The organism is Pseudomonas cichorii (genome assembly GCF_015471405.1).
Taxonomy (GTDB): domain Bacteria; phylum Pseudomonadota; class Gammaproteobacteria; order Pseudomonadales; family Pseudomonadaceae; genus Aquipseudomonas; species Aquipseudomonas serbiensis.
Genome location: NZ_BLVZ01000020.1, coordinates 1 through 24,298 on the forward strand (window position 1 = coordinate 1; position 24,298 = coordinate 24,298).

Consider the following 24,298-nt stretch of genomic DNA (forward strand, 5'->3'; position numbering starts at 1 on the left):
GCCTTCAATGATGTCATCACCGCAGGTCCATACACCATAGTTACAGGGGTACGGCTGGAAGGCGGTGCTGGCGACGACATCTACAACATCAACATGGGGTACACACCCACCATCATCGAACAGGCCGATGGTGGCAACGATGAAGTCCGTGTGTCAGTGATCAACCCTAACAGTACCTTCCTGGCCGCCAACATCGAACGTCTGACCTACGTCGGCACTGGCGCATTTACCGGCTACGGCAACGACATCGACAACATCATTACCGGCGGTTCGGGCAACGACACACTGTACGGCGGCGCGGGAGCAGATCAGTTCATCGGCGGCGCTGGTTATGACACAGCGGGTTATCTCGACAGCAAAGAAGCCATGACTATCAACCTCAAGACAGGTGTGTATTCCGGGATCGCGACAGGCGATACCTATACAGACATCGAAGTGATCAGAGGATCGAACTTTAACGACATTTTCTATGGCGGTAGTTCGTCCATGATGCAGGATGGTGCGAGTGGTCAGGATTTAGTCACTTATGAACAATCCAGTAGTGCAGTGACCATCGATCTGACCAACGGCACTAACATAGGTGACGCTGCTGGTCATACCTACACCAACATTGAAATTTTTCGAGGCAGTAATTTTAACGACACACTATCAGGCTCTCGTCTGACGGACACCTTCATTGGAGGAGCCGGAGCAGATGCAATTGATGGTCGCGAAGGCCAAGACAGCGTTTGGTACATTACAAGTACAGCTGGAGTCTCGATTAACTTGCAGACCCAAATCAACCAAGGTGGAGATGCCGAAGGTGATGTATTGCTCAACATCGAACGCGTGTTGGGTAGTCACTTCAACGATGTTTTGGTTGGGGACACTGGCGCTAATTATCTGGAGGGAGGATTGGGCAACGACGTCATCGACGGCGGAGACGGCAATGATTATCTCTATGGCGGGCTAACGTCATCGATAGGACCCTTTATACTTGATAGCTCGAACAATGGACCGCAAGCCGACATTTTGTACGGCGGCCGCGGTAATGACACCATAGTTACAGCCGCCAGCGACGAGGGTAGTCAAGCCTACGGTGAGGCCGGAAATGACACTATCACTGTGGCGCATGGTATGGCTGATGGTGGCGAAGGCAACGATCTGCTGACCGGTACAGGCGTGGGCTTTTCACTGTCAGGAGGTCTGGGGGACGACAGGCTGGTATTGCAGGCCAGTGGTTTGGCTAATGGTGGTGAGGGTGACGATATCTATATCATCAATACTTCAACCTTAGTGACGATTCAGGACGACGGCATCAGCAGCGGCGACAAATTGGTTTTGTCACAAATAAGCAGTTATGAACTGTTGGCTGATCGCGTTGGTGATGACCTCTATCTGCACCGATCAAACTTTGCTACAGGACAGACACCACAAGAAGGTGTGCTCCTCAAGGACTGGTATGCAGGTTACAACACTATCGAACAGATCCAGACAGCTGATATGCAGCTCATCACCCTGTCGGGCAGTGGAGAATATGCCACGTTTGATTTGTTTTCCTAAGCATTGGCCAACGTCTCTTGACGCTGCATATTGATCAGCAGAGGAAAACACACTCCATGGCAATCACGCTTTCATAAGCAATCTTGCAGTGTCGCTTTTGCCCGGTTTCACTTGAGCCGGGCAACAGCGCTTTCAACCCTTCACCTTTCTGATATATACCAAGACGTTGAAATGCACATCATTAACCTGAGGAACATAGTCGCTCCAGTATTTTTCAGGAGCGAGCCAACCAAACATGCGTTCAATGATGTTGCGATGCATGCATTTAGGCTTATCGAATAGCGGGGGAAACCCGCATTTTGGCTTACGCTTCATCGAGCGCAACGGAACGACTGGCTGTTGTAGCTCCGAAAATGTTCTGCATCATATACCTTGCCAGCACTAACCCATATCTCTAAGCATCAGGCAATCATTACTTCATGGTTCGTCCGATTTCATGATAGAACGATAAGCTCTTTGATCGCTTCCCAAGATCCATTATCGACTTCATAGCGCCTTGCCATAGGGCCTCCTATCTTTGATGACAACGGTTTTACCCATTTCAATGTTTCAAGAGATTCTGTACTGAACCTAGGAAAAACCGGAGAGGCAAAAACTATCCTGACACCAAGGGAATAATGCGCGTGAGAAAAGTGTTACACTTGCGGACTTTCTCATAAATTTGCAAAAGCAAGGAAATCATGCGCAACACAAATGAAAACCCTCTACAAGCAGCGCTGAAAATTTGCAAGGATAGTTTTGTCTCAGTGGGTGTATTCAGTCTTTTTATAAATGCCCTGATGCTAGTCCCTACTTTCTACATGCTACAGGTTTATGGACGAGTGGTAACCAGCAGCAATGTTACGACTTTGATAATGCTGACCATCATCATGTCAGTTTTAGTACTCACAATGGGATCACTAGAGTGGATTCGCTCACGAATCATGGTCCGAGTCAGTACCAAGCTCGATGTGCTTTTGAGTCGTAATGTCTACCGCGCCAGCTTCCAGAATGCCCTGCAAAGCGGTGGAATGGATGCATCTGCGCAGCCTTTGCATGACTTGACAGGCTTGCGTCAATTTATGACAGGCACCGGAGTCTTTGCCTTCTTTGATGCTCCTTGGCTCCCTATTTATATAGCTGTGATGTTTATGTTCCACCCTTATTACGGTTGGGTAGCAATCATAAGCGCCGTCATATTACTGATTCTGGCCTACTTAAATGAAAAAAGCACAAGCAAGCCATTAGCAGAAGCCAACAAAGAAAATATTGCCGCGACCTTGCAAACCTCAAAAAACTTGCGCAATGCCGAGGTTATAGAATCCATGGGCATGCTCAACACACTGATAAAACGCTGGAGCATGCGACAGAACAATATACTAATACTACAATCCTATGCGAGTGACAAAGGAGGCGTCATCGGCGCAATCTCTAAAACATTCCGCATTTTGATCCAATCCTTGATTCTTGGATTAGGTGCCTACCTTGCCATCAACCACGAGGTCAGTGCGGGGTTAGTCATTGCTGGATCCATTCTGCTAGGCCGAGCACTAGCACCGATAGACATTATTATCGGCAGTTGGAAAGGATTCGCTCTGGCTCGTTCGCAATATAATCGTCTGAATACGATACTGGAAACCCTCAATACAATCCCAGAGCGCATGTCTCTCCCACCTCCCCAGGGAAACATAGTTGTCGACAATATGATAGTTGAAGCTCCTGGAGGAAAAACCCCGATATTGAAAGGGATCAGTTTCGCTGCTCCTGCTGGTTCCGCAGTCGGAATTATCGGCCCTAGCGCTTCAGGCAAATCAACTCTGGCCCGCGCCTTGATGGGCGTTTGGACTCCTCAAAACGGTACAGTCCGTTTAGATGGTGCAGATATCAACAACTGGAACAAAGAGGAACTAGGACAATATCTAGGATATCTACCCCAAGATATAGAGTTATTTGAAGGAAGTATCAGCGAAAACATTGCTCGCTTTACTGACATCGACCCGGAAAAGGTCGTACTGGCTGCGCAAATGGCTAGCGTACACAAAATAATTTTACACCTACCCCAAGGCTATGACACGGTTATAGGCAGTGATGGTGTGAATCTTTCGGGAGGTCAGCGTCAACGCATAGGTCTTGCAAGAGCAATTTACGGCTCTCCACGACTCATTGTTCTTGATGAGCCCAATTCAAATCTGGACGATTTAGGTGAGCGCGCTCTAGCAGCAGCCTTGCAACAACTCAAAGCGACAGGAGCAACGATTTTTGTTATTACTCACCGCACCAGCATTCTGGCACAACTGGATCGCTTATTGGTAATGAATGAAGGTAGAGTCAGCATGTATGGCCCTCGGGACCAAGTGATGGAAGAACTAAATAAACAACAAGTCGCAGCTCAACAAAAAGCGACTTTAGTTGGTACAGACTCAACACAAGTTGGCGAAAAGCACTGATGCCACACATTCTGACTAATAAAGTAGATAACCTTACAGATCCACCGCTATCTGACCATAAAATCCGTTACTTGGGATATGGGATCCTGATAATCGTGTTTGGTATATTTGGTACATGGTCCGCCATAGCGCCTCTGGATGGAGCCGTTCATGCACCGGGTGTTGTTACAGTACAAACGTATCGCAAAACCGTACAACATCTTGAAGGAGGGATAGTCAAGGAAATTCTTGCTCGAGACGGTGATATCGTCAAGAAAGGTGCCCCCCTAATAGTTCTGGACGATGCTCAACTTCGCGCCGAATATGACATGGTTCATAATCAGCTTATTGCAAGTAAAGCAACAGAGGCACGCCTTATCGCTGAGCGAGATAATCTTTCGCAAATCACCTTCAGTACGATAGTTGATACAAGCAGTCAAAGAGGACTAGAGGCTCGCGATAGTGAAACCCAAGTTTTTAATGCGCGACGTAGCGCTCGTACTGGCCAAATTTTAGTTTTACAAGAGCGTATCAGTCAATTAAACGCCCAAATTCAAGGCACAGAGTCAATAATTAAAGCCAAGGACAACCTTGAGAAATCCTACGCCCATGAAATAGCAGACCTCAACGAGTTATTGTCGCAGGGCTTTATCGACAAACAGCGCCTACTGGAACAAGAGCGAAAACTAGACGTACTCAAGTCTGAAGTATCAGAACACCGCTCAAGCATCATAAAAACCCGACTACAAATCAACGAAACACAACTCCAGACCCTTCAGATAAATAAAGACTTTAATTCAGAAGTCACTAAAAACCTGACAGACACCCAAACAAAAAACTACGACCTGGAAGAAAAATCAGCAGCTCTAGCCGATAGATTGAAACGTATCATCATCCGCTCTCCGGATGACGGGATGGTGATAGGAATGACAATTCATACAGTAGGAGGAATTGTAAGACAAGCTACCCCCCTGCTTGACGTAGTCCCCTCGGTCTCCGATCTCATAGTGGAAGCACAAGTTTCCACTAATGATATTAATCGTATTGCCATAGGAAAACTTGCCGACATACGTTTTACAGCATTTAATAACTCTACCACTCCTGTCATTCAAGGCGTAGTGATATCTATCTCAGCAGATCGACTGACCGATGAAAAAAATGGCTTACCCTATTATTTGATAAAAATAAACGTAACACCAGAAGGCCTGAAAAAACTAGGTAACAGAAAGTTATTATCAGGGATGCCTGCCGAGATACTGATTAACTCTGGCGAGCGCACTCTTCTACAGTACTTATTACAGCCCGCTCGTGACGCTATCGCCGAATCAATGATTGAGGAATGATTATGCGTATATTTTTATATCTATTAGCGGGCATACTTGTCTCGAAAGCAGAAGCTGCTACCCCCCAAGCGCCCATCTCGAACATACAGGGACTTTCAGAAAAATCCACAATAAATGCTGAAGAATATTCAACAGATTTAATGCAGCTATACCATGAATCTCACCTGCAAGATCCACGTATTTTAGCCGCCTATGCTCGAACCCAAGCAGCTAAAGAGTATCAAAAAGAAGCTTTTGGAGCTTTACTACCGCAAATATCTGCAAACGCTGGAAGCAATCGAATAAAGCAAAGCAATCAGCTTCAGGAAGAGGTTTATAATAGCGAAAACTACAGCATAGGCTTAAGTCAAATCATTTACAATAAAAAAGCATGGGAAATTTACAAACAACATAAAAGCCTGATCAATAAAAGCCTTTCAGAAGAAGAGGAAACACACGCTCAAGCCACAGTCGATCTAGTACAACGTTACTTTTCAGCCTTGGCAGCAGATGATGAGTTAGTGCTATTAGAAGCTGAGCTTCAGGCGACACAAAAAAACCTTGATCGAGTCAGCGCCTTATATAAAAAGAAATATGCAAAAATCACTGATGTCCTGGATTTAAAAGCACGTCTAGATTCATTAACCGCCCAAGAAGTAGACGCACACAATCAGATTCGTCTGAGTCGAGCAGAACTATCGGAGATTGTTGGACGCGCGATCACTGAGAAACTCAGTCGCGTACGCAATGATGCCGACTTGAAAATGCTGGACGAGAGCCTGGAAAACTGGGTGCAATTGGCCCAACGCAAAAATCCAAGTATCAAGGCAAATATCAGCGCAGTCGAGGCTGCTGAAGCAGGTGTCCGAGCAGGAAAAGGCGATCACTACCCAACATTGTCTCTTAATCTCAAAGCACAAAATACTAACGAAGGTTACAATAACGCGCTTGCTCCAAAAACAGATAGCTATGTAGCAGGTATCGCATTATCAGTTCCTATCTACAGTGGAGGCTCAACTTCTGCGCGGGCACGTGCCCTTTATCATGATCAAGCAGCCGCCGAGCAGCAACTTGAGCTCAGCCGCCGCCGTGTTGTCAAAGAAACTACAAATGCTTATTTAAATGTAGACTCAACCATTGAAAAAATACGTGCCAACCGTAACGCCTTGGCCTCGGCAGAACAATCAAGCATTGCTTCAAACAAGGCATTTGAATATGGTGTTGTCAATGCCACTGATGTTCTGACAAGTATTCAGAACGAGTTCAAGGCTCGCCGCGAACTATTAAAAGCGCAATATGACTTCATCACCAATCTATTTATTCTCAATCAATGGGCTGGAAAGCTACCGGGCGAAACCATAGAAGTCGTGAACGTATGGCTTAACTAAAAAACCAAACCTAGCCAGTAAAAAAGGCACTCACACAAGTGAGCGCCCTTTTTAGTCAATCATTTATTTCTCGATAAACTTTATTTGCACAGCATTGTTAATCACCCTTTACAACAGGTCATATCCAGCTGCTTTTTATAACGTCTGAAACTCCCTGATACTGCCCTGTCAAATTAATCTCTCCATAACCTGGCACACTGTAAGTAGCCATGACATCAACCAAAGCAGCTATTTTTAAGCCGGACAACACCTTACTATCTCCAGCCTTAAAACTTTCAACCTGATAAGTTGATCCCAAATACCAGTCCTTCACAACAAGAGTGTCTTGCGCACCAATAATTGACACCTTCAAATCGTTAGACGATTGAGCACGTGAAAACCAGAGTTGATCAGACGTCACATCTGCATTGAATACGACCATATCAACATCAGAAGCATCAGATTCAATGACCGTATCATAGCCATACTCTCGACCAAATATAAATATGTCATTTCCTTTGCCACCATATAGAATATCGTCTCCGCCAGCGCCATCTAAAGTATCGTTTCCCGCCTCACCTCTTAATGTATTACCCCCACCGCCACCTAACATAAAATTATTTAGTGAATTACCTGTACCCACCAAATTATCAGCATAGTTCAGCGTGAGATTCTCTACATTAGAGGGCAATACATATGAAATCGACGACTCCACTCTATCGACTCCTTCTCCCGCATTCTCAACTACGCTGTCTTTTGAATCATCCACATAATAAATATCATTACCAACTCCACCACGCATAACGTCTGCGCCAAGATTACCGTTCAGGATGTCGTCCCCGGCAGCACCCACCAATGTATTGACCGCCGCATTACCATAAAGCGTGTTATTCAACTCATTTCCTGTGCCATTAATTGCTGCAGTACCACCTAAAGAAAGATTTTCAACATTACTTCCTAGCGTCCAGGTTACAGTAGATAGAACGCTGTCATTACCTTGACTTGCATTTTCTGAGATCACATCTCTAAGAGAGTCAACCGAATAAGTATCATCACCTAGACCACCACGCATCGTATCGTTACCGGCACCGCCATTCAAAAAGTCGTTCCCTGAGTTCCCAACGAGGGTATCGTTGCCCGCAAGGCCATTTAAGGTATCGTTACCAGCCCCTCCAGTAAGAGTGTCAGCTCTTGATGAGCCATTAAGTATTAGTCTTTGTGCCTCAACAGCAAATATAAATGTATCCGTCACAGATAAGCCGGCCAAATCCGTGGCCCGAACCTCAACATTAATAGCGCCTGTAAATGTCGACGGAGATTTACCACTAAAGGTATTTTTCGCGGAATCAAAGACAAGCCAACTGGGAAGAGGCGTACTATCTGCCGACTTGACACTGTACGTTAATATATCTCCAAGATCAGAATCCCGAAAACTATAAGGTTCTATAGTGTAGGAAAAGGCTTCGCCACCATAGGTCAAATAATCAAACACCCCATAATCAACTACAGGAGCGGTATTAGGCCCACTAACATTGAGAAAGATATCAGCATAAGACTCATCATAAAAATCATCACGAACGCCTATCAATAAGCGAATGCGACCTATGTCATTCTCTGCCGGAGTGCCATAAAGAGTTCGTGTAGCTGCATCATAATTAAGCCAAGAGGGCAATAAACTACGATTATCATAGCTAGCCACCGTATAAAAAAGATGATCTCCATTATTCAAACCAACATCTAAATCCACGGCCAAATCGACAGGAACCACATATTTAAATTCTGAACCGGCTACAGCTCTTAAATCTCCAGGATCTCTCATTTCAGGACGATTCTGAGTTGCTCTTTGCAAATCAGAAGCAGCAATCAGGCTTTCCATGCTACTAGATGTACCGTCAGAAAAAACAACATCGTCAATCAAATAATCGTAAAGGGCACCCTGAGCACCATTCTCAGCAATATAATATTTCTGAATTATTATACTTTCATTTGTACCTTTAATACTGACCCGCAAGTCATAACCAGCGCGGGTAAAAACCAAATCATTTGAAACTAGACCATCAGAAATCATCAAAGTACTTTTGGCAGTTGACAGATCCCTATTTTCAATAAAATCGATACCATCGCCGCGCCCAAATACATAAGTATCATTACCATTGCCACCAATCAGAGAGTCACTACCTACTCCTCCAGCTAAAGTATCATTACCTTCTGCACCATTGATTGTATCGTTTCCCGCTGCTCCATAAATGTAATCATCGGAGCCAAAACCATCTATAGACTGATCCTTCTCAGTTCCCGCGAGGGCTATAGCATTTAACTCTTGATAGGGTACTTCCCGCACATCTCCATTCTCAGCTAGCAATGTCAGGCCTATCGAAGTTTCCCCCCACTGGAAAACACTATTTATTTTTATACCGAGGTTCTCTACTCCATCTATTCCAACAACTACAGATGAATACTCTCTACCAAGGGTAACCTTATCTAAGCTGTACCCCTTGACTAATACAATAATACTCTCCGAGGAGTAAACAGCATCAACACCGCCACCAGGGGCAAGAACATATGTTTCTTTCACCCCCCCATAGCTATCATAGCTATCATTCCCTTCACCACCATCAAAATAGTTATTCCCCCCTCCTCCAAACAACCAATCGTCACCGGAACCACCATATAGAAAATCATTTCCGGCTTCACCACGAATGGTATCATTACCCGCCCCACCGATTAACGTATCATCCCCAAGCCCCCCCCATATAGTATCTTCATCTGCCCCCCCATCAATATAGTCCCCAACATCCAAACCATAAAGCTGATCTTTTTTATTTGTTCCAGCTGCCATTTTCTCAATAACTTTTTTATAGTCAAACGTACTACCATCCGAAAACTCCAAGCTTAAACGATCACCGCCTCCAGAAAAATATTTACTAACATAAAAAACAGACCCCTCAAATCTGACAGAAAGATCAGAGTTCCCCCATCTCATCAAGCTAATATCTTCAAAACTTATTCCGCCTAAAATCCTGACAAGGTCATAATCTTGAACACCAGCATCCTGATTATAAATAGTAGAGTACAACGTACTCAATCCAACTACATAAATATCATCGCCACTGCCCCCAGAAAGAGAATCCGTACCGTTACCACCGATTAATAGATCATTACCCTCACCGCCAATCAAACTATCATTGCCCTCCCCTCCCCTTAGTTCATCTGCTCCATATCCACCGTATAACGTATCACTCCCACTTCCACCTTCAATGGTGTCATTGCCGATGCCACCATCTATAACATCATCACCCTCATCGCCGATAATAAAATCAGATTTCTCTAGAACCTCATCAACTTTCATGATTTCCAAGACATCTGAAATACTAAGCGTGGTGCCATCCGCAAATATAAACGACGAAATAATGCCATCCTTACCATTGAGAATGGTAATTGCGCCCCCCTCATAACTGACCAACAATGCATCGACATCATCAGATGTAATAAGACTTGAAAATTTTAAGCCACTGCCAACAATACCCTTGCCGAACGAAATAATATTACCCGTAGGCAAGTCAGTTTCCACTTCTTCAACAATCAGATCATTACCATCTCCTACTTCTATTGAATATATATCAACACCAAAACCTCCAGATAAGGTATCATTTCCCGTACGTCCAACTAGAGTGTCATTTCCATACATTCCGTTCAGACGATCACCTACAGAAGAACCATACAGTAGATCACCACCACCACCACCGTAACTTTCAAAAGATTCATTTGATAGTTTCATGATGTCACCGAATGCAACTGTGGTACCATCAAAAAATTGAACTGTAGAGTTTGACCACTTCTGGAAGTCACGTATATACAAGGCACTTGTTGGAGAGGTTCCTACACGCAACACCATGCCATAATCTGTTTCAACTGTGTCAACATCAATACTTGAGAGCGAATACCCAGAAGTCAAATTCAATAAGTTTCGACCACCTTGATCAAAAACGATATCTATACCGTCGCTAGCACCAAAATTGAACTGGTCATCTCCCGACATACTTTCAATGAAGTCATCAAAGCTACCGCCCTCATAAATATTATTTCCTGCCCCGCCTTTCAGGTAGTCTCGCCCAGTTCCACCTAATAGGGTGTCATCCCCCTCGCCGCCAAACAAAGTATCATTTCCCTCACCACCATTGAGGTAGTCATCACCGCTGCTGTCTTTGAATAACCCCTCATAATCACCTTCAAGGAAATCATCACCCTCATTTCCATATAATCTGTCAGAGCCAAATCCGCCCCAGAGGGTGTCATTACCCTCTCCACCATGAAGGTAATCATTATTTATGATACCTTCATACTCAAAGGCATCTCCTTCAAGTGCATCAGCACCCTCACCGCCGTAGAGCGTATCCGATCCAGACATCCCTCTGAGGGTGTCATTTCCATTTCCACCATATAGCAAGTCATTTCCCTGATAGGCATCTGGGTGATCGTAATAGTCACCCTCTAGTCGGTCATTACCATCCCCCCCAACCAAGGTGTCGTCACCACCACCACCATTGAGTTGATCATTTCCTGCACCACCATCCAAATAGTCTTTCCCAAAGTAGTTGGCCGCATCTCCAAATATACCTTGTAAGACGTAATCATCTCCTTTGAGCTGATCATTACCATTGCCACCATATAAAATGTCATTACCGCCATTTCCACTGATGACATCATTACCATCACCACCATTCAGGTGGTCATCTCCATGATAACGGCTAGCTAAACCATCTACCCAGTCCAGATTATCTCCCGATAACTGGTCATCCCCTTCGCCACCGATTAAAGTATCTTGGCCACCATCTCCGGACAATATATCGGCATCACTGCCACCATCAAGCAGATCCCCCCCGAGTCCTCCTGAAATAAAATCCTGGCCTTCCTGACCGTATATAATGTCATCTCCACCTTCGGTCAATATTTTTGTAAAGGCTCCCACATAAGAGTTTTGAAAGCTAGTAACTGTATCGCTTAAAGCGACCGTGCCGCGTATGAAGTTCCAATCATCAGTTAGGCGATGAGTAATATCATCACCGTGTAAATTATCATCCCCAGCACCACCGACCATTATGTCATTGCCATTCCCTCCCAAAAGAACATCTCGAGCATTGCTACCAAACAAATGATCATCATCATCTCCACCGTCAAGCCAGTCTCCCCTCACGCTTTGACTAACTCTAGGCGAATCCTTTATAGCATCTTCAAGCGTTGTTTCAATATCTGCATATATTAAATCATCGCCTTCTGCAGAGAGCAGTTGATCGCTGCCACCTAGACCCACAAGCTTATCAGTGAACGCGGAACCATATAATATGTCGTTTCTATTGAGCTCCGGAATATCTGGATGCACAATAACATTTCCAAACATATCGTATCTGTAATTATCTTTGTCAGCTGTAGGCTTGAGATCTCCAAAAACCGTAATCCCCTGCCCGTCTTCCTCTTCCTCCTCCTCTTCCCGCTCTTCTAAAACAATGCCCATCGTTCCGGGCTTGAAATTTTTAATTATAATCTTATCGTTCAAACCATAATTTATCACCAAATCCTTCTGACCCTGATTTCCTGCCATTAACACAAATGAAATAGTTTCATCAGCGCTCTCCCAAGAATCAGCCCCATTACTAAGCTTAATACCAACAGGCACGCCCTTACCATTAATGGATATGGTCCCACCTGAGTCAGTATCCGTTATAACATCCGAACCATCACCACTGAAAAATATATACTTATCTATTCCAAGACCACCTAATAATTCATCACTCCCCTTACCACCGCTTAATGAATCGTCTCCTGACATCCCAACAATAGTATCGTTGCCCTCACCTCCGCGCATGCTGTCATTATCTAACCCTCCCTCTATATAGTCGAAACCTGATCCGCCCTCTATATCATCAGCTCCTGCACCGCCATATAAACGATCTGCCTTTTCGGCACCACTGATATCATCTCCTTCTTCCCCACCAAAAATTATACTTATCGGCACCTCACCACTATTTACATATAACTCACTGCCCACATACTTAAATACATCTTCAAATTTTAATACATCACCCTCTGCCCTAAGAGGCCCCTTCGCATCAGTTGTAGCTGCTCGCAAGTAATAAAACAAATACTCAGCCCGGTCTTGCAACCATCGCAAAGTTACACCACCCTGGCCCGTCGCCTCATCGTAAATATTTAATGATTTTGAGCTTGTAACCTGCTGATACAGACCATCGCCAATGATAGCGAAAGCATTCTTCTCATAAGCCGCATATCGATACCCTATATCCTCCTTCATACGAGCATACAATGAGTCAGCTGACATAGCGGAGAGATTACTTACAGTATAAGCCCCAGAATCCAAGGTTTTTTCTTTTATCAACTCTCTTAAGGCTTCGATCTCATTATAAAATGCCGCCTTGTTACCACTTTCAATCGGTGTAGCATTGGAGCCTATGGATTGACCAACGACTATCTTTCTAAAAGCTAAAAGTACTGCCTCCAATGTACTTTCAGGGTCAATGCTACTTCCTTCAAAGATACTTTTAGCCGCGGCCAAACTCAAAGCTTGATCAATCACACCAAACAATGACTGAACCATTAAAGACTCATTAAACCCAATTATTGAGTGAGCCGTAGCTGGATTAGTTGCTTCACTATATGAAGAAACCTGCCCATTAGGCACATCTCCAATCCGCATCACCCAGTCCGGCTCCAACACAAGATTTGTGATATCGGAATTCACATACTCATCTGTAACAGTCGAAACTCCTTGCGCTTTGACTTGCATGGATTTGAGTTGCTGTATAAACCCCTCAGAGCGGCTATTACTGACTAAGAAATCGAACCCGGGAGCATTGTATGTATACACAGCATCGACTGTATCACCTGCGAGCCGACTAAATAATAATGCTAATTGCCCCCCTAAAGAATGCCCAACTGAAGTGACATTTTTTCCAAGCAATGGACCATCTACAACTGCGGTCACAAATTTGGTACTTAATATCCGCTCTTCAACTGATTCTTCCATAGATGTATAAACGTATTGCAATACAGCATCGCCTGCCTTGGCGCTCATCATGAGATACCAATTAAACATACTCACTATCTGATTAGCTGCAATGCCTTGAACACCTATCCCTAGAATGTCTTCTGTGACATCAACAAAACCTTCCGTACCACGAAAAGCAATAATATACTCTCCCGTTTCTTTATCTTTAAAGAGAGTACCTGCAAATCCAACATTATCGTTTTTATGTTGTTCAACCACAGCATATTTAGCAGAAAAATCTTTAGCCAACTCTTGTGTTATACCGTCTTGAGACAAAGCCTCCACAACGTCATCAGGCTCATAACTATCAAACCCCGCATAGGTAGCCTCAGCAATAACCCCATACTTTGAATAAACATCCAGCGACATTATAGTCATCCTTTATTTTTTGGTGGTACCGCTTCAATAATTACACTTCGCCCACCTGCATCCCCGACACAAGAACCTGCAGGCACCTCATAAGAAAAAAAATAACGACTTATCAAATAATAGTAATACCCTCCTCTATAAGAGTATCTAATACTACTACCTATTAGATCCCCCTCCACCCTATCCACTACTTTTAATACACTTCCGGAAACCCTATTGTTTAATGAAAAACGTTCACGGCGAGCCTCGTATCTACTGTATGGTGCCTCAACAGCCAGACTGACCAATTCGCCATCTTCTCCTTTGGAAAACCTGACATATCCAGACGAGCTATCACTTTCTACATATTCATACCCTTTATCTAGATAATATTCTGCGAAATCTGCCTCTAGACCGCTTGAATAAAAACCCTCAACTGAAATACTTTTATTAACAGTGATACCAGCACCAGAGCACACTATCTCCCAATATGTACTTGACAGTATTCCATCACCATAAAAAATGGCAAATATCGAACAAAAAACAATTGTGGTTTTTTTCTTATCATTAAAAGACTTATGAAACAACCATGTAATCACCAACAGGAGTACAAAACTCCCCAAAACAGCAATCGCTATGATAACTGGCATAAGATTCCTTTTTCACTGATTATTTGTCTAGATTCAACACCGAATGCAAGATGCTTATATATTTATCAGTACAGCTATTAGAGTCAAACCTCAATACACTTTTCCTAGCGTTTTCCCTTATCACACCCATATCCTGTTCATTATCAAGCACATCAAGCACTTTTTTTGCTATACCTTCATAATCGAAAAACTCTACTAGAAATCCATTATGTGAATCCTCTATGACCTCTTCAAGAGGGCTAGTTTTTGATCCAACTATAATACATCCCGATGACATAGCCTCCAGCAAAGACCAAGAAAGCACAAACGGATATGTCAGATAGATATGAACTGTGGATATAGCCAATATTCTTTTATACTCTTGATAAGAAACTTTCCCAGTAAAATGTATTCGACTCTTGTCCAACTCAAGCTCATCAAGCATTTTCAGTCGCCAGTTATCATATCCAATCGGTTGTCGACCATAACTCACATCATCGCCTCCAACCACAACGACTCTAACCGTAGGATTATTTTTTAACACAATACTTATGGCACGCATAAAGCTGTGAAACCCTCTATACGGCTCGAGATTTCTTGCTACATATGTAATGATCTTATCATCTGAACTTATTGATAAATCATCGGCAACCTTACATCTTTCTACTAGCCCCCTACCACCGCTCTCTATATCGATACCTTCGTGACATATCTTTAGTTTCGACTGGTAGGCTTGAGGATGCAATTTAAACTGCCAAGCCGTAGGCGTGATACCCAAATCACATTGTTCAAGATTCAATAAATGCATTGCATTATTAGCTCTCAACTTTGCAAAGGTATCAATATCACTTGGATATTCGTGATCAAACCCGACATCGGCACCTTCAACATGATAAAAATATTCGCAGTAATGCACTAATGGCACATTACAAAATACATCTTTAACGAAAAGCGTCTCCCCCCACCCTGGATGGGCCAAAATAACATCTGGTCTATAACCATTACGTTTCAGATCACTTAACAATCGTGACACTTGCTGTCCACGCAAAATGCATTCTTCATAATTTCTTAAATACGGGTGTGTTTTTTCCGAAAAACCACGCGTAGGCTTATATCTGATCAGTTTTACTCCTGGCATCCCAGGAGCAGTATCAAGGCCCACACCCAAGACATCAATATCACTTGACAAAATTGATCTTTTTACCAAGTTACGGAATTGCCCGGGGAAATTTTGATGAATAACCAGTACGTTCAACATCTATCACGCCACTCTCAAACTGGAAATATTTATTTAGCATTTAACCCCCCCCCTATTTTTGTTACAAATTATTTTTCTATAAATCAGCGCTCTTCAGAAACGCCTTTGAGTGCGTATCCGTGGGATGAGGATGATCAAACTCATGCCTTGGCTTGTTCTTTATAGAAATATTGGTTTACTGATAACAGGGCTACGGCAATGTATCCACTCTGGTGCCAAAGTCTACATTTTTTATTGTGATAGCTTACAGATATAAGAATCTGCCCCAGTAAAGCCCAGCCACCGCCCCAGCGAGCATCAAAAAAGTGCATATCGTTTGTACTTCACCAGCCTTAAATCTGCACAAATTCAAACACACGATGGCACGACAGGGTTTCAACGGTTTCATGCATAAAAACCCGTTTCTTCGGAGTAGAGGGCGGCTGCGCTCGTAAAATCTACGTTTCTATACAGCATTACGGTCCAACTGAGCACCCATCGATAATGTAATTAATGCAACTCATTGTGCTTGATGGGCGATCACCCGGCGCATCGGTAGCACCAAGAAGGGACTCACGAGCCATGTGCTGGAGAACAGACAGTTGGAATTCGATACTACGATGTTTGCCAGAAGCTTGAAACTGACCTCACCGTACAGTCGATAAGCTTCCGAGCCACAGAGCAACAAGGAGGGGTCCATCTGGAGTTGCTTGGCGATTGGCGATCTGGAAAAATTTTCGGCTTTGATCAAGGAAGGCGGTGATGGAGGATAGCTTGAGTTGTGTACTTGTACATGAAAAACCCCAGAGGTTGGATGAGCTTCCAACTTCAGGAGCGCACTTCATTGACAAAGGGCATGCAACTTCGCGACTGAAGTCGCTCTCATCAAACATACACGCAACATGATGAATTAAAACGTTTTTCTGTAGGAGCGGACTTGTCTTGGGCGGCATTCCGACGATCGAGTGCGAAGCGCTCGCAAATCTACGACTGCTATGCAGCCGATCGCGGACAAATCCGCTCCTACATCGCCCTCTGTTTACTGCGCGACAGCGCGGTGCCAAGGCGGCGGGTGATCTCCTACCGAGCCAAGGCTCAGCCGAACACTTCATCCAGCAGGTTATGCATGGTAGTGAACGCACGCTTCGAGACTTTGGCGTCGTACATCATCATGCCGGGCACGTTGGCGCCTGGATCGGTGAACGAGTGGAAGGCACCGCCGTAGCTGTGCAACTGCCAATCCACGCCTGCCGCATTCATTTCTTCCTCGAAGGCTGGCAATTGCTCTTTGGCCACCAACGGGTCGGAAGCACCGTGCAAGACCAGTACCGCGCCCTTGATGTTTTTCGCATCGGCAGGGTTCGGGGTATCCAGGGTGCCGTGGAAAGAGATGGCCGCTTTCAGTTCTGCGCCGGTACGGGCCAGCTCAAGGGAGCAGCAGCCACCAAAGCAGAAGCCGAAGGTTGCGATCTTGCTCGCATCAAGCGAAACATCGCCCTGAGCCAGCAACTGATCCAGAGCGACCTGCATGCGCTTGCGCAGCAAGGCACGGTCATTCTTGAGCGGCGTCATGGCGGCGCCCGCCTCGTCATTGTTGGACGGACGAATGCTCTGCCCATACAGGTCGGCCAGCAAGACGACATAGCCCTGTTCGGCAACCGACCTGGCGATGGTTTCAGCGCCCTGGCTGACGCCCATCCAGTTGGGGGCCATCAATAATCCCGGGCGCGCAGAGGTTGCAGCCGCGTCGTACACCAGACGGCTTTCGTAAGGCTGGCCATCGATCTGATAAACCACGGAACGGACAGTAATAGTGCTGCTCATCGCTGACTCCTGATCATTAAAGGGGAAGTGATAAACCGTAAAATCAGAAAACCCGCCGAAGCGGGTTTTCTTTCAATCGACTGTCAAACCGACAGTTCGACCAGCAACTTGTTCAGACGGCGCACATAGGCAGCCGGGTCTTTCAAGCTGTCACCAGCGGCCAGTGCCGCCTGATCGAACAGGATGTGCGACAGGTCGCCGAAGCGCTCTTCACTCTGCTCCAGATCGAGCTTGCCGATCAGAGGGTGAGACGGGTTGAACTCGAAGATCGGCTTGGAATCCGGGACCTTCTGGCCGCTGGCTTCCAGGATCTGACGCATCTGCAGACCCAGATCCTGCTCACCAATGGCCAGAATCGCCGGAGAGTCGGTCAGACGGTGCGAAACACGGACTTCGCTGACGGAATCGCCCAAAGCAGTCTTGAGACGCTCGATCAGACCTTCCTTATCCTTGGCGATCTCTTCCTGAGCCTTCTTGTCCTCTTCGGAATCAAGTTTGCCCAGATCCAGATCACCACGCGCTACATCGACAAAACCCTTGCCATCGAAATCGCTCAGGTAGCTCATCAGCCACTCGTCGATGCGGTCGGTCAGCAGCAGCACTTCGATGCCTTTCTTGCGGAAGACTTCCAGGTGCGGGCTGTTCTTGACCTGAGCGTAGGACTCACCGGTGAGGTAGTAGATCTTGTCCTGACCTTCCTTGGCGCGAGCCAGGTATTCGGCCAGGGAAACGCTCTGCTCGCCGCTGTCATCGTTCGTGGAAGCGAAACGCAGCAGGCCGGCGATTTTTTCCTTGTTGGCGAAGTCTTCGGCCGGGCCTTCTTTCAGCACCTGACCGAAGTTTTTCCAGAAGCCCTTGTATTGCTCAGGCTCGTTCTTGGCCAGCTTCTCCAGCATGTCCAGCACGCGCTTGGTCAGCGCGGACTTCATCGAATCGATGATCGGATCTTTCTGCAGGATTTCACGAGAGACGTTCAACGACAGGTCGTTGGAGTCGACCACGCCCTTGATGAAGCGCAGGTACAGCGGCAGGAAGGACTCGGCCTGATCCATGACGAACACGCGCTGTACGTACAGCTTCAGCCCGCGAGGTGCTTCACGCTGATACAGATCGAACGGCGCACGAGCAGGAACATACAGCAGCGAGGTGTATTCCAGCTTGCCTTCGACCTTGTTGTGGCTCCAGCTCAGCGGGTTCTCGTAGTCGTGACCAACGTGCTTGTAGAACTCTTGGTATTCCTCGTCCTTCACCTCGGAGCGAGAACGTGTCCAGAGCGCGCTGGCGCGGTTGACGGTTTCCCACTCAAGCTCAGGAGCCTCTTCGCCTTCAGCGGCCGGAGCCTGCTCTTTAGGCAGCTCGATCGGCAAGGCGATATGGTCGGAATACTTCTTGATGATGTTGCGCAGACGGTAACCATCGGCGAACTCGTCTTCACCGCTTTTCAGGTGCAGAACGATACGGGTACCGCGCTCGGCCTTTTCGATGGTGGCAACTTCAAACTCGCCCTCGCCTTTGGAGGACCAGTGCACGCCTTCGCTGGCAGGCAAGCCTGCACGGCGGCTGAATACTTCAACCTGATCGGCAACGATGAATGCCGAGTAGAAACCCACACCGAACTGGCCGATCAGGTGCGAGTCCTTCTTCTGGTCGCCCGACAGGTTTTTCATGAAATCTGCGGTACCGGATTTGGCGATGGTCCCAAGGTGGGTAATCACATCGTCACGGCTCATACCAATGCCGTTGTCTTCGAGAGTGACGGTCTTGGCGTCCTTGTCGAAGGTCACACGAATTTTCAGTTCAGCGCCACCTTCCAGCAGTTCAGGGCTGGACAGGGCTTCAAAGCGCAACTTGTCGACTGCGTCGGAGGCGTTCGAGATCAATTCGCGAAGGAAGATTTCCTTGTTGGAATACAGCGAATGGATCATGAGGTGCAGCAGTTGCTTTACCTCGGTCTGGAAGCCCAGGGTTTCCTTTTGAGTTTCCACACTCATGGTCATCAAACTCCAAGTGGATGATATAAGCCGCCACATCCAGACTCAGCTCTGCGTGGCAGCGGGTAGTCATCAAGGTGGGGGCTGGGAGCAGGATTTCAAGAGCGCAAAAACATCAACCGCAATTCTTGTCTGCAAACGCTTCGTCGCGAAAGCTTCGGGCAAGGTAAGGACAAGCCCTTCATATGCAAAGCGTTTCACTGGCAAGACACATGTTCATGACAGCCAATCCAGGCTCGTCGACAGTGAATTCGAGCCTGTAAGGTCGACGGAACAGGCGCATTGAATATTCCGATAATCCGTTGGAACTTAACTTACAAGGCTGGGTTCTCAGGCTCGTAGATAATCAATAAGGAGAAATACCCCATGCGTAAATCTTTAGCCTATGCCTTGATGCTTTCTGCCACATTGGGTCTTGCCGCCTGCGACAAAAAATCTGAAAACACCCAGCAAGAAGCCAATAAGGCAGCTCAACAATCCCAGGAGTCAATGGAGAAGGCTCAGGAAAAAGTGAATGACGCGGCCAAGGAAAGCCAGGAAGCCGCTCAGAAGAGTGCGGAAGCAGCACAACAGCGCGCCGCCGAAACCCCTGCCACAGCGCCAGAGCCAAGCAAATAAGACAGGGACAAGAGAGTTCGTAGAAAATAATAAAGCCCGTTATTTAACGGGCTTTATTGGTTTTACTGTAAAACGGCCGTTACAGCAGTGTATTGACTTACTACAACTTCACGCCAACGCTTCGCTGCGCTTTCCGGCAATGCGATCAACTACAACAGCACCGAACAAAGTAATCACCGATGGCACCAGCCAGGCCAGCCCCTGCTCACTCAGCGGCAGGTTTGCCAGTACGCTCGGCAGCTTATCGGCAAACCCCGCCCCCTTGAAGGCATCGATGATGCCGAACAGCAGGGAAACCAGCATGACCGGCGCGATCACACGCCCCTGACTGTTCCACAGCCCTTTGCAGAAGCTCAGACCGACCAGCACGATGCACGGCGGATAGATCGCTGTGAGCACCGGAATCGAGAACTGAATCAGACTGGTCAGGCCCAGGTTGGACACCAGCAAGGAAAACAGCGCCAGGATGATGACCAGAGTCTTGTACGACAGTGGCAGGACGCGGCTGAAATACTCGGCACAGGCACAGGTCAGGCCCACGGCAGTTACCAGACAAGCCAGTGAAATCAGCACTGCCAGGAAACCACTGCCCAAGGCACCCGAGGTATGTTGCACATAGGCATGCAGCACTGCCGCGCCGTTGGTCGCACCCGCCGCCACTGCATGGCTGTCAGCACCCAGGCGGAACAGGCTGATATACACCAGCGCCAGGCCCACACCAGCGATAAGGCCAGCAATGACTGCATAGCGGGTAATCAGGCGTGGCGATTCAACACCTCGCGAACGAATGGCATTGACGATGACAATACCGAAGACCAGCGCCCCCAGCGTATCCATGGTCAGGTAACCATTGATGAAGCCTTGGGAAAAAGGTGCTGCCACATAGGCTGCCTCGGCAGGACCGACATCACCCGCCGGAAGCATGAAAGCTGCAACCCCGAGCACCGCCAAAGCGATGATTTTCAGGGGGCCCAGGAAACGGCCGACGGTATCCAGCAGGCGGCCCGGATACATGGAAACCCAGAACACCACGAGGAAATAAACCAGGCTATAGAGGAACAGTGCCAGCGGGCTTTCCCCTGTCAGAGGCGCCAGACCGACTTCAAAGGACACAGTGGCTGTACGCGGAGTCGCGAACAACGGACCGACAGCCAGATAACAGGCCGCAGCCAGAATGCCCCCAGCCACCTTGCCGATAGGGCTGCTCAGGTCATCCATCGCGCCACCGACCTTGGCCAGGGCAATGATTGTGATGACAGGCAAACCGACAGCTGTCACAAGAAAGCCCAGCGCAGCCATCCACACATGGGGACCGGCGTGCAAACCTACGATAGGCGGGAAGATGATATTACCGGCGCCCACAAACAGGGCAAAGGTCATGAAACCCAGTGCCAGGACGTCCTGGCCTTTCAACACTTTCATCGAGGGGAACCACACTGCCAAATCAGGATTAAAAGAGAGGATTCCCGAGGGTCAGGGAAGTTATGCCTACCCTTTTAAGGCTGGCAGTAAAGCGCCAGGTTTCCTTGTGGGAAACGGACGACGCGAAAAGGCTGCTAGCCTAACGAAATGGACCATAAAACGCACTATAAAAGAGCGCCACGGCGACGAATCGCACTTGAATGTAGCGGTTTAGCACGCATTCGTGCATGAAACGCGCGAAAGCCGGATGTGACAAACAGGTAGGAACGTATTTTCCGTGGGAGCGACTTCAGTCGCGAAAAGGACGGTACATCCCAAAGACATGCGTTGCCTGGAATGCCGCCTCGCGGACAAGTCCGCTCCTACTTGGCGGTATGACCGCCCAAACGCACAAAGGCCACCCGAAGGTGGCCTTTGTTGAAGCATCAATCAGTCAGCCGAAGCTTACTTCTTGACTTCCCAACCAGTCAGCTCAGCCAGGGCCTTGCCGATGTCTGCCAGGGAACGCACGGTTTTCACGCCAGCGTCTTGCAGTGCAGCGAATTTCTCGTCTGCAGTACCTTTACCGCCGGAGATGATTGCACCTGCGTGGCCCATGCGCTTGCCCGGAGGAGCAGTCACACCAGCGATGTAGGAAACAACCGGCTTGGTCACATTTGCCTTGATGTAGGCAGCCGCTTCTTCTTCAGCCGAACCGCCGATCTCGCCGATCATGACTATCGCTTCGGTCTTCGGGTCTTCCTGGAACAGTTTCAGGATATCGATGAAGTTGGAGCCCGGGATCGGGTCACCACCGATACCGACGCAGGTGGACTGACCGAAACCGGCGTCAGTGGTCTGCTTCACAGCTTCGTAGGTCAGGGTGCCGGAACGCGACACGATACCTACCTTGCCTGGCAAGTGGATGTGACCTGGCATGATGCCGATCTTGCACTCGCCCGGAGTGATGACGCCTGGGCAGTTAGGGCCGATCAGGACAACACCCAGCTCGTCGCACTTGACCTTGGCTTCCAGCATGTCGATGGTAGGAATGCCTTCGGTGATGCAGACGATCAGCTTGATACCGCCGAAAGCTGCTTCAAGGATGGAGTCCTTGCAGAAAGGAGCCGGAACGTAGATGACCGATGCGTCAGCGCCGGTAGCGGCTACAGCTTCTTTCACAGTGTTGAACACTGGCAGGTTCAGGTGAGTGGTGCCACCTTTGCCTGGAGTCACGCCGCCAACCATTTTGGTGCCGTAGGCAATGGCTTGTTCGGAGTGGAAGGTACCTTGCGAACCAGTGAAACCCTGGCAGATAACCTTGGTGTCTTTATTGATCAGAACGCTCATTACTTGCCCTCCGCAGCTTTGACAACTTGTTGAGCAGCGTCGGTCAGGCTGGTAGCCGCGATGATGTTCAAACCGCTTTCTGCCAGTACTTTAGCGCCCAGCTCAGCGTTGTTGCCTTCAAGGCGAACAACAACCGGGATTTTAACGCCGACTTCTTTCACTGCACCGATGATGCCTTCGGCAATCATGTCGCAACGAACGATGCCGCCGAAGATGTTGACCAGTACTGCTGCGACATTGGTGTCGGACAGGATGATCTTGAACGCTTCGGTAACGCGCTCTTTGGTAGCACCACCACCAACGTCCAGGAAGTTGGCTGGCTTGCCGCCGTGCAGGTTGACGATGTCCATGGTACCCATGGCCAGGCCGGCACCGTTGACCATGCAACCGATGTTGCCTTCCAGCGCTACGTAGTTCAGCTCGAACTTGGCAGCGTGAGCTTCACGAGGATCATCCTGCGATGGATCGTGGAAAGCCTTCAGCTTTGGCTGACGGTACATGGCGTTGGCGTCGATGTTGATCTTGGCGTCCAGGCAGTGCAGATCGCCGTCAGCCTTGATCACCAGCGGGTTCACTTCCAGCAGGGCCAGATCGTGATCCTGGAACAGTTTGGCCAGACCGGTGAAGATCTTGGCGAACTGAGCAACCTGCTTGCCTTCCAGACCCAGCTGGAAAGCCAGCTCACGACCCTGGAATGGCTGAGCGCCAACCAGTGGATCGATAGTAGCCTTGAGAATCTTTTCAGGAGTGTCGTGAGCGATCTTCTCGATGTCCACGCCACCTTCGGTGGAAGCCATGAACACGATACGACGGCTGGAACGATCGACTACAGCGCCCAGGTACAGCTCTTTGGCGATGTCAGTGCAGGATTCAACCAGGATCTTGGTCACTGGCTGACCGTTGGCGTCGGTCTGGTAAGTCACCAGACGCTTGCCCAGCCATTGCTGTGCGAATGCTGCTGCGTCTTCTTTGCTGCGAACCAGCTTGACGCCGCCCGCTTTACCGCGACCACCAGCGTGAACCTGGGCCTTGACGACCCACTCGGTACCACCAATCTTGTCGCAAGCTTCTGCTGCTGCTTCCGGGGTGTCGACTGCGTAGCCTTTGGATACTGGCAGGCCGTATTCAGCGAACAGCTGCTTACCCTGATACTCGTGAAGATTCATGCTTATTACCGTCTTCGTTTAAGTACTGCGCATTC

The 24,298-nt window shown here is 47.6% G+C and carries 13 protein-coding genes and 1 pseudogene; 5 read left to right on the forward strand and 9 right to left on the reverse strand.

Going from position 1 to position 24,298, the window contains the following annotated elements; translation table 11 throughout:
• The coding region (locus JL015_RS25155) for a calcium-binding protein (RefSeq protein ID WP_268939683.1) at nt 1–1,542 on the forward strand (1,542 nt) is incomplete at its 5' end.
• 222 nt (nt 1,543–1,764) lie between these two features.
• Here the strand turns inward: JL015_RS25155 and JL015_RS25160 are convergent.
• Nucleotides 1,765–1,931 (reverse strand): annotated as a pseudogene (locus JL015_RS25160) (IS5/IS1182 family transposase); the annotation flags it as partial.
• Between the two features lie 291 nt (nt 1,932–2,222).
• On the opposite strand from JL015_RS25160, the gene JL015_RS25165 reads away from it, so the two are divergent.
• The 3 genes from JL015_RS25165 to JL015_RS25175 are packed head-to-tail and all read left to right on the forward strand — an operon-like array spanning nt 2,223 to nt 6,657.
• Nucleotides 2,223–3,968 carry a type I secretion system permease/ATPase gene (locus JL015_RS25165; protein WP_201020396.1) on the forward strand — a complete coding sequence of 582 codons (1,746 nt, stop codon included), beginning with the start codon at nt 2,223–2,225 and terminating at the stop codon, nt 3,966–3,968.
• An 8-nt stretch (nt 3,969–3,976) separates the two neighbouring features.
• Nucleotides 3,977–5,290, forward strand: a complete 1,314-nt coding sequence (locus JL015_RS25170; RefSeq protein ID WP_374063494.1) for an HlyD family type I secretion periplasmic adaptor subunit — start codon at nt 3,977–3,979, stop codon at nt 5,288–5,290.
• A 2-nt stretch (nt 5,291–5,292) separates the two neighbouring features.
• Nucleotides 5,293–6,657 carry a TolC family outer membrane protein gene (locus tag JL015_RS25175; RefSeq protein ID WP_374063487.1) on the forward strand — a complete coding sequence of 455 codons (1,365 nt, stop codon included), beginning with the start codon at nt 5,293–5,295 and terminating at the stop codon, nt 6,655–6,657.
• A gap of 118 nt (nt 6,658–6,775) precedes the next feature.
• Here the strand turns inward: JL015_RS25175 and JL015_RS27850 are convergent, their stop codons facing one another.
• The 5 genes from JL015_RS27850 to htpG all read right to left on the reverse strand — a co-directional run bounded on the left by JL015_RS27850 (nt 6,776) and on the right by htpG (nt 19,728).
• The gene (locus JL015_RS27850) at nt 6,776–14,068 is read right to left on the reverse strand and encodes a putative Ig domain-containing protein (protein WP_236250279.1); all 7,293 of its coding nucleotides are present in this window, start codon (nt 14,066–14,068) and stop codon (nt 6,776–6,778) included.
• Nucleotides 14,069–14,073: 5 nt separating this feature from the next.
• Nucleotides 14,074–14,697, reverse strand: a complete 624-nt coding sequence (locus JL015_RS25240; RefSeq protein WP_201020399.1) for a hypothetical protein — start codon at nt 14,695–14,697, stop codon at nt 14,074–14,076.
• Nucleotides 14,698–14,716: 19 nt separating this feature from the next.
• The gene (locus JL015_RS25245) at nt 14,717–15,934 is read right to left on the reverse strand and encodes a glycosyltransferase family 4 protein (protein ID WP_236250280.1); all 1,218 of its coding nucleotides are present in this window, start codon (nt 15,932–15,934) and stop codon (nt 14,717–14,719) included.
• A 1,074-nt stretch (nt 15,935–17,008) separates the two neighbouring features.
• A complete protein-coding gene (locus JL015_RS25250; RefSeq protein ID WP_201002530.1) occupies nt 17,009–17,737 on the reverse strand; it encodes a dienelactone hydrolase family protein in 729 nt (242 codons plus the stop codon).
• 83 nt (nt 17,738–17,820) lie between these two features.
• Nucleotides 17,821–19,728 (reverse strand): molecular chaperone HtpG, encoded by a 1,908-nt coding sequence (gene htpG / locus JL015_RS25255; protein ID WP_201020400.1) that lies wholly within the window; start codon nt 19,726–19,728, stop codon nt 17,821–17,823.
• Nucleotides 19,729–20,094: 366 nt separating this feature from the next.
• Between htpG and JL015_RS25260 the strand changes: the two genes are divergently transcribed.
• Nucleotides 20,095–20,346, forward strand: a complete 252-nt coding sequence (locus tag JL015_RS25260; RefSeq protein WP_201020401.1) for a hypothetical protein — start codon at nt 20,095–20,097, stop codon at nt 20,344–20,346.
• A gap of 108 nt (nt 20,347–20,454) precedes the next feature.
• On the opposite strand, the gene brnQ is transcribed toward JL015_RS25260, so the two are convergent.
• The 3 genes from brnQ to sucC all read right to left on the reverse strand — a co-directional run bounded on the left by brnQ (nt 20,455) and on the right by sucC (nt 24,263).
• The gene (gene brnQ, locus JL015_RS25265) at nt 20,455–21,768 is read right to left on the reverse strand and encodes a branched-chain amino acid transport system II carrier protein (RefSeq protein ID WP_201002535.1); all 1,314 of its coding nucleotides are present in this window, start codon (nt 21,766–21,768) and stop codon (nt 20,455–20,457) included.
• Between the two features lie 444 nt (nt 21,769–22,212).
• Entirely contained in the window at nt 22,213–23,097 is an 885-nt protein-coding gene (gene sucD / locus JL015_RS25270) for a succinate--CoA ligase subunit alpha (RefSeq protein WP_025260628.1), read from the reverse strand.
• The gene (gene sucC / locus JL015_RS25275) at nt 23,097–24,263 is read right to left on the reverse strand and encodes an ADP-forming succinate--CoA ligase subunit beta (RefSeq protein ID WP_201002537.1); all 1,167 of its coding nucleotides are present in this window, start codon (nt 24,261–24,263) and stop codon (nt 23,097–23,099) included. Before sucC ends, sucD begins: the two co-directional genes overlap by 1 nt.
• Nucleotides 24,264–24,298: the final 35 nt, after the last annotated feature.

What these genes read in the sequence shown, in the direction of transcription:
- JL015_RS25250 (WP_201002530.1), bottom strand. Translation starts at nt 17,737, where the DNA reads ATGAGCAGCACTATTACTGTCCGTTCCGTGGTTTATCAGATCGATGGC.
- JL015_RS25245 (WP_236250280.1), bottom strand. Translation starts at nt 15,934, where the DNA reads ATGTTGAACGTACTGGTTATTCATCAAAATTTCCCCGGGCAATTCCGT.
- JL015_RS25240 (WP_201020399.1), bottom strand. Translation starts at nt 14,697, where the DNA reads ATGCCAGTTATCATAGCGATTGCTGTTTTGGGGAGTTTTGTACTCCTG.
- htpG (WP_201020400.1), bottom strand. Translation starts at nt 19,728, where the DNA reads ATGAGTGTGGAAACTCAAAAGGAAACCCTGGGCTTCCAGACCGAGGTA.
- JL015_RS25165 (WP_201020396.1), top strand. Translation starts at nt 2,223, where the DNA reads ATGCGCAACACAAATGAAAACCCTCTACAAGCAGCGCTGAAAATTTGC.
- sucD (WP_025260628.1), bottom strand. Translation starts at nt 23,097, where the DNA reads ATGAGCGTTCTGATCAATAAAGACACCAAGGTTATCTGCCAGGGTTTC.
- brnQ (WP_201002535.1), bottom strand. Translation starts at nt 21,768, where the DNA reads ATGAAAGTGTTGAAAGGCCAGGACGTCCTGGCACTGGGTTTCATGACC.
- sucC (WP_201002537.1), bottom strand. Translation starts at nt 24,263, where the DNA reads ATGAATCTTCACGAGTATCAGGGTAAGCAGCTGTTCGCTGAATACGGC.
- JL015_RS25175 (WP_374063487.1), top strand. Translation starts at nt 5,293, where the DNA reads ATGCGTATATTTTTATATCTATTAGCGGGCATACTTGTCTCGAAAGCA.
- JL015_RS25260 (WP_201020401.1), top strand. Translation starts at nt 20,095, where the DNA reads ATGCGTAAATCTTTAGCCTATGCCTTGATGCTTTCTGCCACATTGGGT.
- JL015_RS27850 (WP_236250279.1), bottom strand. Translation starts at nt 14,068, where the DNA reads ATGTCGCTGGATGTTTATTCAAAGTATGGGGTTATTGCTGAGGCTACC.